Source organism: Pseudodesulfovibrio sp. JC047, from assembly GCF_010468615.1.
Lineage (GTDB): Bacteria > Desulfobacterota > Desulfovibrionia > Desulfovibrionales > Desulfovibrionaceae > Pseudodesulfovibrio.
In genome coordinates this window covers 1-14065 of sequence record NZ_WUEH01000004.1, presented here as the reverse complement: position 1 = coordinate 14065, position 14065 = coordinate 1, and the positions used below count along the sequence as shown (strand labels likewise).

The 14065-nt window shown below is 53.0% G+C and carries 13 protein-coding genes; 8 read left to right on the top strand and 5 right to left on the bottom strand.

The window, feature by feature from the left end:
- Positions 1-34 precede the first annotated feature (34 nt).
- The 3 genes from GO013_RS03375 to GO013_RS03365 form a co-directional block, all read right to left on the bottom strand.
- Positions 35-253, bottom strand: coding sequence for a hypothetical protein (locus GO013_RS03375; RefSeq protein WP_163808646.1), 219 nt, complete (start codon positions 251-253; stop codon positions 35-37).
- A 31-nt stretch (positions 254-284) separates the two neighbouring features.
- Positions 285-962 carry a GntR family transcriptional regulator gene (locus tag GO013_RS03370; RefSeq protein ID WP_163808645.1) on the bottom strand — a complete coding sequence of 226 codons (678 nt, stop codon included), beginning with the start codon at positions 960-962 and terminating at the stop codon, positions 285-287.
- Positions 963-1249: 287 nt separating this feature from the next.
- Positions 1250-2533: a PAS domain-containing protein gene (locus tag GO013_RS03365; RefSeq protein WP_163808644.1), complete on the bottom strand. Its 1284-nt coding sequence runs from the start codon at positions 2531-2533 to the stop codon at positions 1250-1252.
- Positions 2534-3028: 495 nt separating this feature from the next.
- Between GO013_RS03365 and GO013_RS03360 the strand changes: the two genes are divergently transcribed.
- From GO013_RS03360 to GO013_RS03335, 6 genes are all read left to right on the top strand, one after another.
- Positions 3029-3613 (top strand): NapC/NirT family cytochrome c, encoded by a 585-nt coding sequence (locus tag GO013_RS03360; RefSeq protein WP_163808643.1) that lies wholly within the window; start codon positions 3029-3031, stop codon positions 3611-3613.
- Positions 3613-4074 carry a hypothetical protein gene (locus GO013_RS03355; RefSeq protein ID WP_163808642.1) on the top strand — a complete coding sequence of 154 codons (462 nt, stop codon included), beginning with the start codon at positions 3613-3615 and terminating at the stop codon, positions 4072-4074. The genes GO013_RS03360 and GO013_RS03355 overlap by 1 nt, the downstream gene beginning before the upstream one ends.
- 24 nt (positions 4075-4098) lie before the next feature.
- Entirely contained in the window at positions 4099-6342 is a 2244-nt protein-coding gene (locus tag GO013_RS03350; protein WP_163808641.1) for a nitrate reductase, read from the top strand.
- Between the two features lies 1 nt (position 6343).
- Positions 6344-6580 carry a chaperone NapD gene (locus GO013_RS03345; RefSeq protein ID WP_163808640.1) on the top strand — a complete coding sequence of 79 codons (237 nt, stop codon included), beginning with the start codon at positions 6344-6346 and terminating at the stop codon, positions 6578-6580.
- Positions 6581-6673: 93 nt separating this feature from the next.
- On the top strand, positions 6674-7162 hold the full coding sequence (locus GO013_RS03340) for a 4Fe-4S dicluster domain-containing protein (RefSeq protein WP_163808639.1): 489 nt from the start codon (positions 6674-6676) through the stop codon (positions 7160-7162).
- Positions 7162-7968: a 4Fe-4S binding protein gene (locus GO013_RS03335; protein WP_163808638.1), complete on the top strand. Its 807-nt coding sequence runs from the start codon at positions 7162-7164 to the stop codon at positions 7966-7968. The genes GO013_RS03340 and GO013_RS03335 overlap by 1 nt, the downstream gene beginning before the upstream one ends.
- A 79-nt stretch (positions 7969-8047) precedes the next feature.
- Here the strand turns inward: GO013_RS03335 and GO013_RS03330 are convergent, their stop codons facing one another.
- Positions 8048-9403, bottom strand: a complete 1356-nt coding sequence (locus GO013_RS03330) for a sigma-54 dependent transcriptional regulator (protein ID WP_163808637.1) — start codon at positions 9401-9403, stop codon at positions 8048-8050.
- A complete protein-coding gene (locus tag GO013_RS03325; RefSeq protein ID WP_163808636.1) occupies positions 9396-11657 on the bottom strand; it encodes an ATP-binding protein in 2262 nt (753 codons plus the stop codon). Before GO013_RS03325 ends, GO013_RS03330 begins: the two co-directional genes overlap by 8 nt.
- A 306-nt stretch (positions 11658-11963) precedes the next feature.
- Here GO013_RS03325 and GO013_RS03320 point away from each other — a divergent pair, with 306 nt between their 5' ends.
- Positions 11964-12515, top strand: coding sequence for a NapC/NirT family cytochrome c (locus GO013_RS03320; RefSeq protein WP_163808635.1), 552 nt, complete (start codon positions 11964-11966; stop codon positions 12513-12515).
- A 36-nt stretch (positions 12516-12551) separates the two neighbouring features.
- A complete protein-coding gene (locus GO013_RS03315; RefSeq protein ID WP_203529371.1) occupies positions 12552-13913 on the top strand; it encodes a multiheme c-type cytochrome in 1362 nt (453 codons plus the stop codon).
- Positions 13914-14065 lie beyond the last annotated feature (152 nt).

Sequence of the window (14065 nt, the reverse complement as noted above, 5' to 3'; positions counted from 1 at the left end):
GGGAGATCAAACCTCGTTGTCCAACGCTGCTCTTCTACGGTCTTGTTGATGATTCCGATGTGGAAACCAGTTGTTGCAGTTGCCCGGGCGTGACAGTAGCCGGATCGATTCCGAGTTCCATGGCGCGGAGGAAACATTCGTTCTCAGTCAATGGGGCCTGTGATGGCTGTGGTGACTGGGAAGCGGAGTTCTCCACCTCCTCGGTGTGCCGTTTCTTCGGAATGAACTGGCTAAAAAATGCTCTGCGTTTCATCGTGGTTTTCCGTGTGTCGGACAGTCGTGTTTCAATTTTCAGGAAGGACGAGTTGGTGAAAAGTGCGCATACACTGCTCGGCCAATTTCTCGGCCTGTTCGGGATGGCCGTTCTTGAGCGCGTTGAACAGCTCCACATGATAGGCGAAAAGTGAGTCTATCTGGACTTCGGAAAGGCCTGTTCCCCCGTGTTCAAGATTTTGCGAGGCAACGGACAGCTCTTTCATGAGCAGGATGATGTAGTCGTTGTTGGACGCTTCGGCCAAGGCCAGAAAAAAGGCGATGTACTGGCGGCTGACCATGGGGAGATCGAAATTGACGATGGCTTCACCGAGCCGGGCCGTGGCTTTTTCCAGCGTGGCAATGTCGGTCGGCGACAGACGCAACGCCTCGGCCTTGGCCAATTTTGGCGCGATGAACATGAGCGTCTCGATCAACTGATGGTTGGCGACCTGACTCTTGCGCTTGCGGAGCATCTCCCAGGAAATGCGGCCTTCCTTGCTCTTGAGATAACAGCCGCTTTTTTCCCGGATTTCCAGGTAGCCCATGGTTTCGAGATTACACAGCACCTCGCGGATGGTGTTTCGGCTCGTTTGGAACATTTCAGCGAGTCGGCGTTCGCCGGGCAGTCTGTCTCCAATGGAGAACGCGCCGCCCTGAAGCATCGCTGTGACCTTTTGGCAGAGTATGGGACGTTGTGCAGAAGCCATTTTGGTCCAACCAGTTTGAGGTTTATAGCGTTTTTTCTTTTTCTAATTGCGGTTTTATGAAGCTGAAATGGTTGGTGCAAGCAAATTCACGGAATTTTGCATCAAACTGGTTGGTCCAGATTGGTGTTCTGTGTCTGATGTCTGTCGCGAGGTCTGTAGTAATTTCTTGAAATGATTTGATATATAATATCGATCGAGCGATTGTGGCGGGATAAAAGAAAACGCGTCAAAGAATTTTTTGACGCGTCGTGGGGTGCGGGAAAGCGTGGTGTGGTTGGACCAGCTCTTTATGGATGTTTTTTGAGAATTCGGTTGAGATGGGTGAAAAAGTCGTCAAGCAATGCGGACAGTGGCGCATCGGCATCAGGGTCGTAACTCCCTTTTTGTGTCGAACAAAAAATGAGGACCTTGGTCAGTATACCGTTTTCGAAAAAGGGGTGTGCGTAATATGAGTGGATGCCGTGCGGGATGAAGAGTGCCCAATCAATGGGTTTGATACTCTTGGACGTTTCCATGACCACATGCTTGTCGAGTTCGAAATGGACGATGTTTTTGGCAATGGACCCTTCATACGGATGCACCAGGTCTTCGAGCTGTCCTCCAAACGGTTCCCCGACGCCAGTGACGGCGACAATGCCTTTGTCGATGAATATCTTGGACAACATGATCGCATCAGTGGGGCTGTCGTGCGGCAAGGCCCGGAGCATACTGTCCAGCAGGGCCTTGACCGTGGTGCTTTTGCGCATGGCAGCACTGACGGCCTTGGTGGGAAGCGTCTCATTGCCCCGGACCGGAACGCCTTTGCACGCCTTGCAGTCGTTCTGGTGTGACAGGGTGATCCAGAGCAGGTTTTCCTCGTCCCGAGCAATGACCTGAATGCGTGCGAGACATTGGTGGCTTCGTCCCATGCTGTCGGTAACGTACAGTTCTCCATTCCAATAATCGGAAAAGATCAGGCTTTCATAAATCTGGAAAAGATCAGTGCCGGGGGTGTCTCGCAACAGGTCTTGCAGATGGAGGTCGGCCAACTGGTCTATGCTGTATCCCAATAATTGATCCGCCGCCTTGTTGACGATGCTGACGGAGCGGTCAGCAAATCGGACGAGCAGCACGGGATCATCAATGAGATCGATCTTGACGGATAGTCCGGGACGGCCTTCCGTGGCCAGGATGGTGCTGACATGAGACGAGATGTCCATGAGCACGCCGATGGAACAGGTGGGATGTTCGGGGTCCGGCATTCCCGCGAGTTTGAACCAATGGCTCATGCCGTTTTCCATCTGTATTCGAAAGATGCAGGTTGTTTTCTGGCGGTGCAGGAGTTGTTTGTAACTTTGTTGGAATCGTTCCCTGTCATCAGCAAGAATCATGCGTTGGGCCGACTGGGGATTCTGCATGATGGCCCGGACTTTTTCTTCGTGTGGTTGGAACGTGAAGGTATTGAGAAACGAGATTTCCTTGCCGACAATATCAATGCGCCAGACAATGGCTGAGAGCACATCCAGATAGCTTTTCAGATTTCCCCCCAACTCCGTGCAGGGGACGAGACCGCCGTCCGTGTGTTTCGACATATGATTCCTTCACCCGTTAAAATATTGTTATCAAGCCCACGCCCATGAGTACCGACACTTGAAAGCCTTGGCAAATCGGTGCGGTGTGGCCCGACCAGTTGGACGCGACGTCGGGTCTACAGCGCGTCAGGAGGCACTGCTTTTTTGTACATCCTCCCGCCTCAATATCAAATGGAAAATGAAGGTTGATGGTTTGACACTGAGTATTTGTTCTTTCGCGTTTGAAGAAAAAAAGTTTGCTGTCTGTATTTTGTCATGAATACATGACATGTTCAGGTATGGCTGAACACCCTGTCTTTAATACATGACACATTCTCTCCTTTTAGTCTGTTTTTGCGTGCAAAGTTTGTTGAAATTTAATGGTTTAGTGATCCAAGGATGGAATGAATATATGGCATGAACTTTGAAATAGAGGTGCCAGAACACCACGGGCACAGCGTGACGTGAGAGTGGAAGGGAGATCATGAAACACACATCGGTAGTTGAGGAGGAATCATGAAAAAGGGGTTACCCGGAGGGGTCCGGACCATTGTCCTCTCGGTGAGCTGCGTGCTGGCGATTGCAGTCGTGAGCGCGGTGGCATTCGAGCAGACCTCCACGACCGGTTTTTGTGTGTCCTGTCATGAGATGAAGCAGCATAAGGCTGAGTTGCAATTTTCATCGCATGTCGTGGACAAGGACAAAAAACCGATCGAATGTCGTCAGTGTCACATGCCCGCGAAATTTGGGCCGCGATATGTGGCGTTGAAGGCGTATTTGGGAGTCAAGGACGTGGTTGTCCATACGTTTGGCGACCCGGAGGATTTTTATCGAAGGGAATTGCAGATGTCGGCTCGGCGGTTTGTGCCGGATGACAGTTGCCGTGCCTGTCATGAGGACCTGAAGAAAAACGTCAAGGGCGAAGCCTTGTCCCGCGAGGGATTGTTGGCCCATGACGCGTATTTGGGGATCAATGGACAGACCGGCAAGGGATGTGCGGATTGTCATCAGAACGTGGCGCACCTTCCCGTTTTTGACAGACGGTATGAGAAGAATGCCGAATTTGCTGCACGATTGGCGGCACAAGAGGAGGGCATGTAATGGCACTGTTTCAAGGCAAAATTGGAAAATGGTCGGCATTGGCCGGGCTTGCGGTCATTGTCGTTGCCGTTGGCATTTATGCGTATGTCCATGCCGCGTTTCCCGAAACACGGTGTGAGGCCAAGCATCTGACGGATGAGTCGAAAATGGCGGGCGATTGTTACGCCTGTCACCTGAAGACCACACCGAAGATCGCCCAGGATTGGTACGAGGGAAAACACGGGATGTTGCTCGTCAAATGTTTCGTGTGTCACGGGCAGCCGGACGGCAAGGGAGCCACGAAGTTCGCGGTCGATCCCGATCCGGATACTGTGTGTCGCAAGTGCCATGATCCGGCGGTGAACAGGATGGAAGCCAAATTCGGTCTGCGGCCACAGTGCAACGACTGTCACCCGTATCACCAGAATTCCATTCATCACGAAGCATTTCAGAAAACCATGTCCAAACAGACCGTCAACTAACACGGTATTGAGAAGGAGACGGAAATGAGCCTTTCCAGAAGGGATTTCATCAAACAAGTCGCTGCACTGTCGGCATTGACGGCTCTTGGTATTCCGACCAAGGCCAAGGCCGGTGACGGCGTTGATTTTTGGAGTAAAGCGGTCTGTCGCTACTGTGGCACCGGATGCGGTGTGATGGTCGGCGTCAAGGACGGCAAGGTCATCACTGTCAAGGGTGACCCCAATAACCATAATAAAGGGTTGCTGTGCCTCAAGGGCGCGTTGTTGGCCCCGGTCATTTATGCCAAGGAACGCGTGACCAAACCGCTCATTCGTCGGAATGGCAAGCTGGAACCGGCATCCTGGGATGAAGCACTTGACCTCACGGCCCGCAAGTTCCGTGAAAGCATTGACAAATTCGGGCCTGATTCCGTGGGATATTATGGCTCTGGTCAGGCCTTGACCGAAGAGACATATCTGGCGAGCAAGATGTTCAAGGCCGGACTCAAAACCAATAATGTCGAAGGAAATCCCCGGCTGTGCATGGCCTCTGCCGTGGGTGGATACACCACGACGTTTGGCAAGGATGAACCGTGCGGCTGTTTCGAAGACATTGACGCCACGAGTTGTTTTTTCATCTTCGGGTCCAATACCTCTGAGTGTCACCCGGTGTTGTTTCGCCGGATCGCTGCCCGCAAGCAGAATGATCCCAAGGTCAAGGTGATTGTGGTTGATCCCCGGACAACCAACACCGCGCGGATCGCGGACCTGCATTTGCGCGTCAAGGCCGGAAACGACCTCGCACTGCTCAATGCCATGGCCTACGTCATTTTCAAGGAAGAATTGGACGATCCCCGGTTTATTCGGAAGTACGTCCATTTCAAGGACAACGGCAAAAACTCCCATTCCCTGGAAGAATATTTGCAATTCCTCGAAGAATACGCGCCTGAAAAAGTTGCGGATACCATCGGTGTGTCTGCGGAAGATATCTGGACTGCTGGCCGCATGTTCGGTGAATCTCCGGCATCGCTGTCTCTGTGGTGCATGGGAGCCAACCAGCGCACACGTGGCGTCTGGGCAAACAATCTCATCAGCAATCTGCATTTGATTACCGGCAAGATCGGCAAACCCGGTTCTTCGCCGTTCTCATTGACCGGCCAGCCCAATGCCTGTGGTGGCGTGCGCGATACCGGCGGGCTTTCGCACCTGTTGCCTGCTGGGCGGGTCATTGCCAAGCGGGAACATCGCAATCAGGTGGAAAAACAGTGGGGCATTCCCAAGGATTCATTGAATCCGAAGCCCGGCCTGCATACCATGGCCCTGTTTGAGGCCATGAATAAAGGGAAGGTCAACTGTCTGCTGACATTGTGTACCAATCCAGCCCATTCGCTTCCCAACCTGCTCAAATACAATTCCGGCATGAAAAAATGTTTCATGGCCTGTATCGAGGCATTCAGTGATGCCAAGACGCTTGAATTCGCCGACGTCGTCTTTCCTCCCTCTTTTTGGGTTGAACGTGAAGGGGTGTTTGGGTGTTCCGAACGCCGGTACGCTCTGGTTGGCAAAGCCATTGACGCGCCGGGTGAGTGCCGGGATTCTGTGAATATTCTCGTCGATCTGGCCACCCGGATGGGGGTTGATCCCAAGTTGCTTCCGTACAAGGATTCCACGGATGTCTGGAATGAGTGGCGCGAGGTCTCTTCCATCACGCCATACAATTTCAAGGGCATCACGCGTGAGCGTTTACGTAAGGAGTCCGGTATTTTGTGGCCGTGTCCGACCGAGGATCACCCCGGGACCAAACGGCGTTACGTTCGAGGCGAAGACCCGAATATTCCCAAGGATTATCCCAACAAATATTGGTTTTACGGCAACCCGGACGGTCGGGCGATCGTCTGGATGCGGCCGCAGAAGCCACCGGCAGAGCCTGCTGATGCCGAGTATCCGTTCGTGTTGACCACTGGTCGCGTCATCGACCATTGGCACACCGGCACCATGACCAACAAGGTCCCGGAGATCAACAAGTCCTTCCCTGAAGCCTATGTCGAACTCAATGACCAGGATGCCGCTCGGTTGAAAGTGCAGAATGGTGACAATGTGGAGCTGATTTCCCGGCGTGGAGCCATGGTCTTCCAGGCCCGTGTCGGCGATGTCTGCAATCCCGGTCTCGTGTTTGTCCCGTGGTTTGATCCGGACAAACTCATCAACGAGTTGACCATTGATGCCATTGATCCCGGTTCAAAACAGCCTGAATTCAAGATTTGCGCGTGTAAAGTCAGGAAGGTGTAGCATGGCGATCATCGGCATTATTCTGCATACCCTGAAGGACAAGACCGACGAAGTCCGGGCCAAGGTCGAGGCGACTGACGACATGCAGGTCTATGGTCTGCATGAGGAAAAATACCTCGTCGTTGTCGGCGAAATGCCGTCCGAAACCTTGGAGAAGCGTTTGGAAAAATGGGAAAAAACTGACGGCGTTCTTGCCGTGTATACGACCTACGTCAACGTTGAAGACGAACAGGACTAGAGTCGCCACTCCATCCTGTATAACCTCCTGAACAGCCTGCCATGCCGGGTCCCGACGTCACACCGGGACCCGGCGCAGGAAAAGGTATGAGCCATGTCCTCCACACAACTGCTTCCTCCGGGAGCGGGTGACAAGAAACGGTTTTTGCAAAATTGCATTCATTGCGGGAAGTGCGTTGAAGCGTGCCGTTTTGACGCCTTGAAAATTACGGAAGGTCTCAATCCGATGACCGCCGGTACCCCGTATATCGATCCGGAAAAAGCCCCGTGTTTTCTTTGTATGCATTGTGGCCCGGCCTGTCCGACTGGGGCCATCTCGGCAATCGAACAAAAGGACGCTGATATGGGCGCGGCCTTTTTGGACAAGAACCAGTGTTTTACCTATCTGGGGGCGGTCATTTGCCGGACCTGTTTTGAAAAATGTCCCATGCGCAATACGGCTATTGTGCTTGAAAACGGCTATCTGCCCGTCATTACCGATCAATGTGTCGGTTGTGGCGTGTGCGCCTATGTGTGCCCCCGCCATGCCATTACGCTGATTCCACGGGAACGGATTCATGAAAAAGTCAGGAGCGAGGCGTGATGAAACTCCATCGAAATCATGTGCGCCGAGCCTGTCAATGCCTTGTTGCGTTGTCCTTTATCGCGATTCCATGGATCAACGGATTTGATATTCGGATTGTGACAGGTAACCTGTTGTCCCTTGAAATATTTGGAATTCCATTTGCTGATCCCCTTGCGGCACTGCAAGTCTTTTTCTCCACTTGGAGCCTCTCGTGGACCGTGACCATCGGTGCTTTGTTATCCTTGACCCTTGCCGTGATCATGGGACCGGTTTTTTGCTCATGGATTTGTCCGTATGGCTTGATTGCGGACCTGATGCAAAAGTTGCCGTTCGTCAAGAGACGGAACCGTTTTTCACGCGGCTGGCTTTTCAAGGCTGTCGTGGTAGGTATTGTTGTGGTGGGACTTGGAGCCATGGCCTTTCCACCCATGCTCAATCAATTGTCCCTTCCGGGCTGGTACACGCGAACCATGCAGACCTTGTGGTTGTCCGGCACGATTCCAGCCGGTTTCTGGCTGCTTCCCGCCGCATCGGTCCTTGATATGGCTGGCGGTGGACATTTCTGGTGCCGGTATTGTTGTCCTCAATCCCTGTTGCTTCAGGCCGCAGGCTTGGTCTTGCCACGTCGATTCCGGGTCAAATATGACGCAAGCAAATGTATCTGTTCCGAGAAAAATCCTTCTCCGTGCATGAAAAGTTGTCCGTATGGGTTGGACCCCCGGGAACGGAAAATTCATCCCGAATGTACCAACTGCGGTGACTGCGTGGTGCAATGCAGCCATTTCGGGAGTGCTCTTTCACAGGGCTTTGGTTCCAGAAAGTAAGTCGATTTTCAGCCTCCCTCAAAAAAGACAGGCCCGACGCATCATGCACCGGGCCTGTCTTTTTATACTGATCGGACGGTTATCGATGGAGTCCACATTTTTTCATCATTTCATAGAGATAGCCGCGCGATATTCCGGCGATTTCCGCTGCTTTCTTGACGTTGCCTTCAGTGTGTTTGAGCAGGTTCTGGACATATTCCCGGTCAGTTTTCAGACGGTATTCCTTGAGCGTTGGGAAAAACGGGGTGTTCGGTGTCAGGTGATCCGGGAGTGTTTCCAGATGGGCCTGGGCGGCCTTGATACGGATTTGCATGGGCAGGTGGCGCGCGTAAACCACCGGGCTGTCGTAGGCTGCGGCAAGCGCACTGTCCACGGTATGAATGAGTTCCCGCACGTTTCCGGGCCAGTCATAGCTTTGGAGAGTTGCGAGAAATTCCTTGCTCACGGTTTTGTCGTTGTATTCAGATTCGTGCAATCGGTGCTCGACAAGCAGTTCGATGTCCTCAATGCGGTCCCGGAGGGGCGGCAGGTTGATCGTCACGCCTTGGAGTCGATACAGCAGGTCGCTTCGAAATGTCCCTTCAAGAACCATTTCTTCAAGATTCCGATTGGTTGCAGCGACGAGTCTGAAATCACTTTCCAATTCGTGCTGTCCTCCGACGGGCCTGAACCGGTGCGTTTCGAGGATGCGCAGAAGCGAGGCTTGTTGTTCCAGAGGGAGTTCGCCGATTTCATCGAGAAAGAGGGTGCCGTTGTGGGCCATGGCTACCACGCCCTGACGGTCCCGGTCTGCGCCAGTGAAGGCTCCCCGGACATGGCCGAACAGCAGAGAAGCGATCAGGGACGGTGAGATGGACGCACAGTCCAGTGCCACGAATGGTCCCTTGGCGCGAGGACTGTGGTCGTGGACCGCACGGGCAAACAGTTCCTTGCCGGTGCCTGTTTCGCCATAGATGACGACCGGCACCGAGGAATGGGCCGCTTTGGCCGTTTGCTTTTTGCACGCTTCGATACGTGGGCCACCAAGGATATTGGTGCAGCAGACCGTGGTTTCGCCGAGGGCGTGGTTGTCTTTGCGGAACCGGAAGGTTTCCTTGACGGATTGTTCGATGCGGTCAACGGACAGGGGCTTGAGCAGGTAGGCTCCGCCGCCATCTTCAAGTGTTTTGGCAGCCCCGGAGATATCCCCCTTGCTGGTGATGATGACCACTTCGGGATTGCCGGGATAGGCCTTGAAGGTCTGGACGTTTTCAATACCGTTGCCATCCGGCAGGATGACGTCGAGAAACACCATGTCAAACGCGGTTTCCCGGGCAAGAGTTTTTCCGTCTTCCAAGGTAAAGGCCCCGACGAATTCGTGCTGCTGATCGGCGGCAACATCTTGAAAGAGAATATGTTGGAGTGGTTCGTCATCGACTAAAAGGATTTTACCCATGGTGTGCCTCCTGGTTGAGAGTGATCGCTGAAACCGTGTGTTCGTAGGTGGTTTTGAGCGCGGTCAGCAACGGCTCGATATCGTCATCGGTGTCGTGATCGAATTTCTCCAGAGCGAGGGCCAACTCGGCAAGCTGGTTGGCCTGGATCAGTGCTGCCGAATTCTTGATGGCGTGAGACAGGCGGTGCACCTCGGCGTGATTTGCCGTGGCAACGGCCTGTTCCAGTGCGGTGATTTTTTGTGGAGTATCCACGAGAAAGGTCTGGAGTAGCGTGCCGTACAAGGTGTGCTTGCCGTTCAGGTTCGCGAGTGCGGCCTGTGGGTCCAGAATCTTGGTGGACTGCGGTGACGGGGTATTCATGGTGGTCTCCGATGCTGTCGCAGCAAGGGGGTTGACGGCCTGGAGCAGGTCCGCGCTGGAAATTGGTTTTTTCAGATAGCCATTCATTCCGGCTTTGTGACAACTTTTTTCGACGTCAGGGCCAATGGATGCGGTGATGGCGATGATGGGGATATCCGGGGTGGACCCGAAGTCTCCATTTCTGATCCGGCGACTGATTTCCAGCCCGTCCATGCCGGGCATCTGTATATCCATTAAAATTAGGTCGAACTCGTTGTGTTTCAATTGTTCGTGTGCGGCCTCGCTTTCGGATACGCCGATCACAGTGTGCCCGGCATCACGAAGAACGCTCAGGAAAAAGCACTGATTCAACTCGTTATCTTCTACCAACAGGATCTTTTTGGGCCGGGCGGTATCCATCGTGTCGGATGACGGTTTTTGGGTGATCGTGGGGATATCCGCGTCTCCTGCCCGCAATCGGATGGTGAATGAGAAGGTTGTTCCATACCCGAGACGGCTGTGGACCCGGATGTCACCGTCCATCATGTGAATGAGCCGTTTGCAGATAGCAAGCCCCAATCCCGTTCCCACATGGCGTTTTGCGTAGGAATCATCAACTTGACGGAAACTGTCGAATATGCGGTGAAATTCTTTTTCCGGAATCCCGACGCCCGTGTCTTTGACGCTGATTTGCAGACAGATGTCTTTCTTGCCCAAGGGCGGTACGGCACTTTGTTCGACAAGAATGGAGATGGTTCCTTCCTTGGTGAATTTGATGGCATTGCCCACCAGATTGCCGATGATCTGCTTGATGCGGAAGGCGTCGCCGATCAGGATTCGGGGGACGGTTGACGTGATGGTGTTGTGCAGGGTCAGGCCTTTTGCTTCGGCAGAGAACGTATAAATTTCGAGAGTTTCATCCAAAAGTGCTTGAAAGTCGAAGGGGGATTCGGACAGTTCGAGATGACCGGATTCCAGCCGTGAGAATTCCGTGATGTCATTGACAATTTCAAGGAGATTTCGTGCGGATTGGCGGACCATGAGAATGTGTCGTTGCTGCTCGGTATTTAGTCCTCGTTTCTCAACGAGTTCAGTCATGCCCATGATGCCGTTGAGCGGGGTCCGCATGTCGTGGCTCATGTTGGCAATGAACATGGATTTGGCGTCATTGGCCCGTTGGGCTTCATCTCGTTTTCGCAAAATCTGGTACGTCGAAACCATGATTCCGGCCAGGCCAACCAGTCCGATCAGGGTGAACGTGATGTGAATTCGGGACACGGAATCCTTGCGCGCGGCGATCAGGGCTTCGGCCGGAAAGGAAACGGATATGCCACCGAGTGTCTTTTTCTTTCCTGCGGATTTTGGGTGACAGTACAGACATTTCTTTTCGATTTTCAATGGAGCCATGTAGCGGAAGAGCTTTCCCGATGGCGAATCCACCAGTTGGAAACGTTCCACGCCGCCCCATTCGAAACTGATGAGACATTCCTTTTCCCACGGGTCGGGCGTGTTGGTTGCGCTCATGGGTTCAAGACCCGCGATGTGGAAGACCACATTGCCCTGTTTTTCTGAAAGAACGCCGAGCTGGCGGGTCATGTAAGCCGGGTTCAGGCGGGAATAGAGTGTGCCGTTGTCCGTTGTCAGTGTTCGGTCCTGCGGTTTCAGGTGCGGGTTCGGAGGAGAATCCGGTGTGCTTTTGACAAAAATACCGTCGCGGCCCGTGTTCCATGAGCGGACCAGGACCATCTGTTCGAACAAGGTTTTGGCGCGGCGTTCGGCAGTGCTCAGAAAATGATGGTGTTCTGATTCCGCACTCCATGCAGCCAAAGCGAAGAGAAAAAGAAACCAGAGCAGGCCGAATCCGATGGGCCATCTCAGCCTTCTTTTTAAGGAATATTGATCGTCGTGGTGCATGAGTTCCTCCGCAGGGACCGAGTGTGTGCTGTGTCTGACAGAGCGTCCGATCAACCTGAATGGTGTCATGTATATATGACAATGTGCGGACCAAAAAACTGGAAAAACCAACGGTTTTTCTGAAAATGTCCAGTGCTACCTGATATTTCGATTCAATCTTCGTGCCGAAAGAGTGGCATGGAATTTGTTTGGTCATACTCGCGTTTCTCGGGTCGGGCAACCACCCTGTGAGCGCGAAGGTCGGCTCGAATGCGTGGTTTGAAGACTGTCCTATTCACACTGCAACGGTAAGGAAGGAATATATGGATGCATCCTCATAACAAACCGTCCCTCAAGGGCAAACGCTGGTGGCCGGGAATACTCGTGGGAGTTTTTCTGACCGCGGTCTGTGTGCTTGCCTCGGGCTTCATGATCGAGGTGACGAACACCGACTCCTTTTGTGTGACGTGTCATGTCATGCAGCCTTTCAGGACCGCATGGACAAATGCACCACATGGTGGAGCCAATGAAAAAGGGGTCGTGGCTCAATGTGTTGACTGCCATCTGCCACATGGTGATTTCGTCGAGTATGTGAGTGCCAAGGCTTACACCGGCACTCGCGACATACTCCTGAACATGACCATCGATCCGGAAAATTATGCATGGATTGAACGGCTCCGTTCTCGTCGGGAATTTACCTACGACAACGCCTGTCGCCGGTGTCATCAGAATTTGACACCCACGGGGATGAAGACCTCCGGAATTTTGGCCCATAGGCAATACCTGTTGGGGACGTTGGATAAACACTGTGTGGATTGCCATGAGCATGTGGGCCACAAAAACATGATAACGGAAATCAAGACGTTTTATGGCAAGTAATACTGTGCATATTGCACGAGGAATCGAGGAGAGATGATGAAGAGAAACGTTGTTTCAGCCCTGATCGCCGGGCTTTTCAGTCTTCTTCTACCCGCTGTGGGCTTGGCTCAAGGCCAGACCCAAAAGACAGAGGGTATCGAGTTGGAGACGCAGACATTGTTGGTCCATCGGGGATATACCGAAGCGGCCAAACAATGCATTGAGTGTCATTCGAAAGAGACACCTGGCATCATTGAAAATTGGAAAAATGGAAAGATGGGACACGCCACGGTTTCCTGCTACGACTGTCATGTCGTTGAAAAGGATTCCCCCATGGCGAGCCAGTGTGAAGGCCTGAAAGGGACGGATATCTATACGTCGCCCATGGTGTCTTCAAAGACGTGTTCCAAGTGTCACCCCCGTGAGGTCGAGCAGTTCCTGAAGTCGGGACACGCGCACCTTGCCGGACGGCCAGTGTTGGATATCCCCAAGTTTCAGACGCTCATGTACACCAACGAGGGCGGCATGATTTTGGGTCTTGAGAAGGGGTCGGGACCGAACATGGCCTCCCGGGCTGCCGGCTGCCAGATGTGTCACGGAACCAAGGTTGAACTCGGTGCGGATAACAAACCGATCAACAACACCTGGCCGGGTGGCGTGGGAACTCGCTATCCCGATGGCTCCATCGGTACCTGCACGGTCTGTCATACCCGCCATCAGTTCTCGGTGTCCGAAGCTCGGAAACCCGAGGCGTGCGCATCCTGCCATCTTGGCCCGGATCATCCCAATATTGAGATTTATCACGAATCGAAACATGGGCAGATGTATCTCGCTCATGGTGAAAAGTGGAACTTCGAGGCCGCTCCCGATACGTGGGAACCGGGCGATTACGATGCACCGACCTGTGCGGTCTGTCATATGGCCGGTATCGGTGAATTGAGCACCACGCATAACGTGAACGAGCGGCTGAAGTGGGATCTTATGCATCCTCGCAGTGAGCTTCGCAAGAACGAGCGCGGTGATGGAGAAAAGGGTGACAAACTCATGCGCAAGGTGTGCAAGAGCTGTCATAGTTCCATGCATACCAATAACCAGCGGGATCTTTTGGATAACGCGGTCTCTCTGTACAATGCGTATTGGGACAAGGCCGTGAGCATGAAGAAGGATCTCAAGGCCAAGGGGTTGCTCAAGAAAGACCCGTGGAAAGACGGATTTCAGGAGTTGATGTACTATCTGTGGCATCACACTGGCCGTCGAGCCAGACAGGGAACCGCCATGAATGGTCCCGACTATTCGCATTGGCATGGTTTCTTCCAGGTGTTCCAGGTCTATAAGGATATGGAAGACATCTATAACCACCGTATCAAAACAGGAAAGATCGAGGACCTGTCTACCGTGATGAATTCAGGACCACTCTAGGCCACTGCGCCGACCTTCATTGATGGATCAAGGCCTTTGCTTATGCAGAGGCCTTTTTCTTATGCGGCACCATGTCAAGAGCTCCCTTTCTTCGTTGTTTTCTCTTTAATTAGGCCAGGCTTCACCCTCGCCTTATGGCGTATTAGTAATGT

Excerpts from the sequence above, each read along its gene's own strand:
- GO013_RS03325 (WP_163808636.1), bottom strand. The coding sequence starts at position 11,657 with ATGCACCACGACGATCAATATTCCTTAAAAAGAAGGCTGAGATGGCCC.
- GO013_RS03375 (WP_163808646.1), bottom strand. The coding sequence starts at position 253 with ATGAAACGCAGAGCATTTTTTAGCCAGTTCATTCCGAAGAAACGGCAC.
- GO013_RS03355 (WP_163808642.1), top strand. The coding sequence starts at position 3,613 with ATGGCACTGTTTCAAGGCAAAATTGGAAAATGGTCGGCATTGGCCGGG.
- GO013_RS03365 (WP_163808644.1), bottom strand. The coding sequence starts at position 2,533 with ATGTCGAAACACACGGACGGCGGTCTCGTCCCCTGCACGGAGTTGGGG.
- GO013_RS03320 (WP_163808635.1), top strand. The coding sequence starts at position 11,964 with ATGCATCCTCATAACAAACCGTCCCTCAAGGGCAAACGCTGGTGGCCG.
- GO013_RS03345 (WP_163808640.1), top strand. The coding sequence starts at position 6,344 with ATGGCGATCATCGGCATTATTCTGCATACCCTGAAGGACAAGACCGAC.
- GO013_RS03335 (WP_163808638.1), top strand. The coding sequence starts at position 7,162 with ATGAAACTCCATCGAAATCATGTGCGCCGAGCCTGTCAATGCCTTGTT.
- GO013_RS03350 (WP_163808641.1), top strand. The coding sequence starts at position 4,099 with ATGAGCCTTTCCAGAAGGGATTTCATCAAACAAGTCGCTGCACTGTCG.
- GO013_RS03370 (WP_163808645.1), bottom strand. The coding sequence starts at position 962 with ATGGCTTCTGCACAACGTCCCATACTCTGCCAAAAGGTCACAGCGATG.
- GO013_RS03340 (WP_163808639.1), top strand. The coding sequence starts at position 6,674 with ATGTCCTCCACACAACTGCTTCCTCCGGGAGCGGGTGACAAGAAACGG.
- GO013_RS03330 (WP_163808637.1), bottom strand. The coding sequence starts at position 9,403 with ATGGGTAAAATCCTTTTAGTCGATGACGAACCACTCCAACATATTCTC.
- GO013_RS03315 (WP_203529371.1), top strand. The coding sequence starts at position 12,552 with ATGAAGAGAAACGTTGTTTCAGCCCTGATCGCCGGGCTTTTCAGTCTT.
- GO013_RS03360 (WP_163808643.1), top strand. The coding sequence starts at position 3,029 with ATGAAAAAGGGGTTACCCGGAGGGGTCCGGACCATTGTCCTCTCGGTG.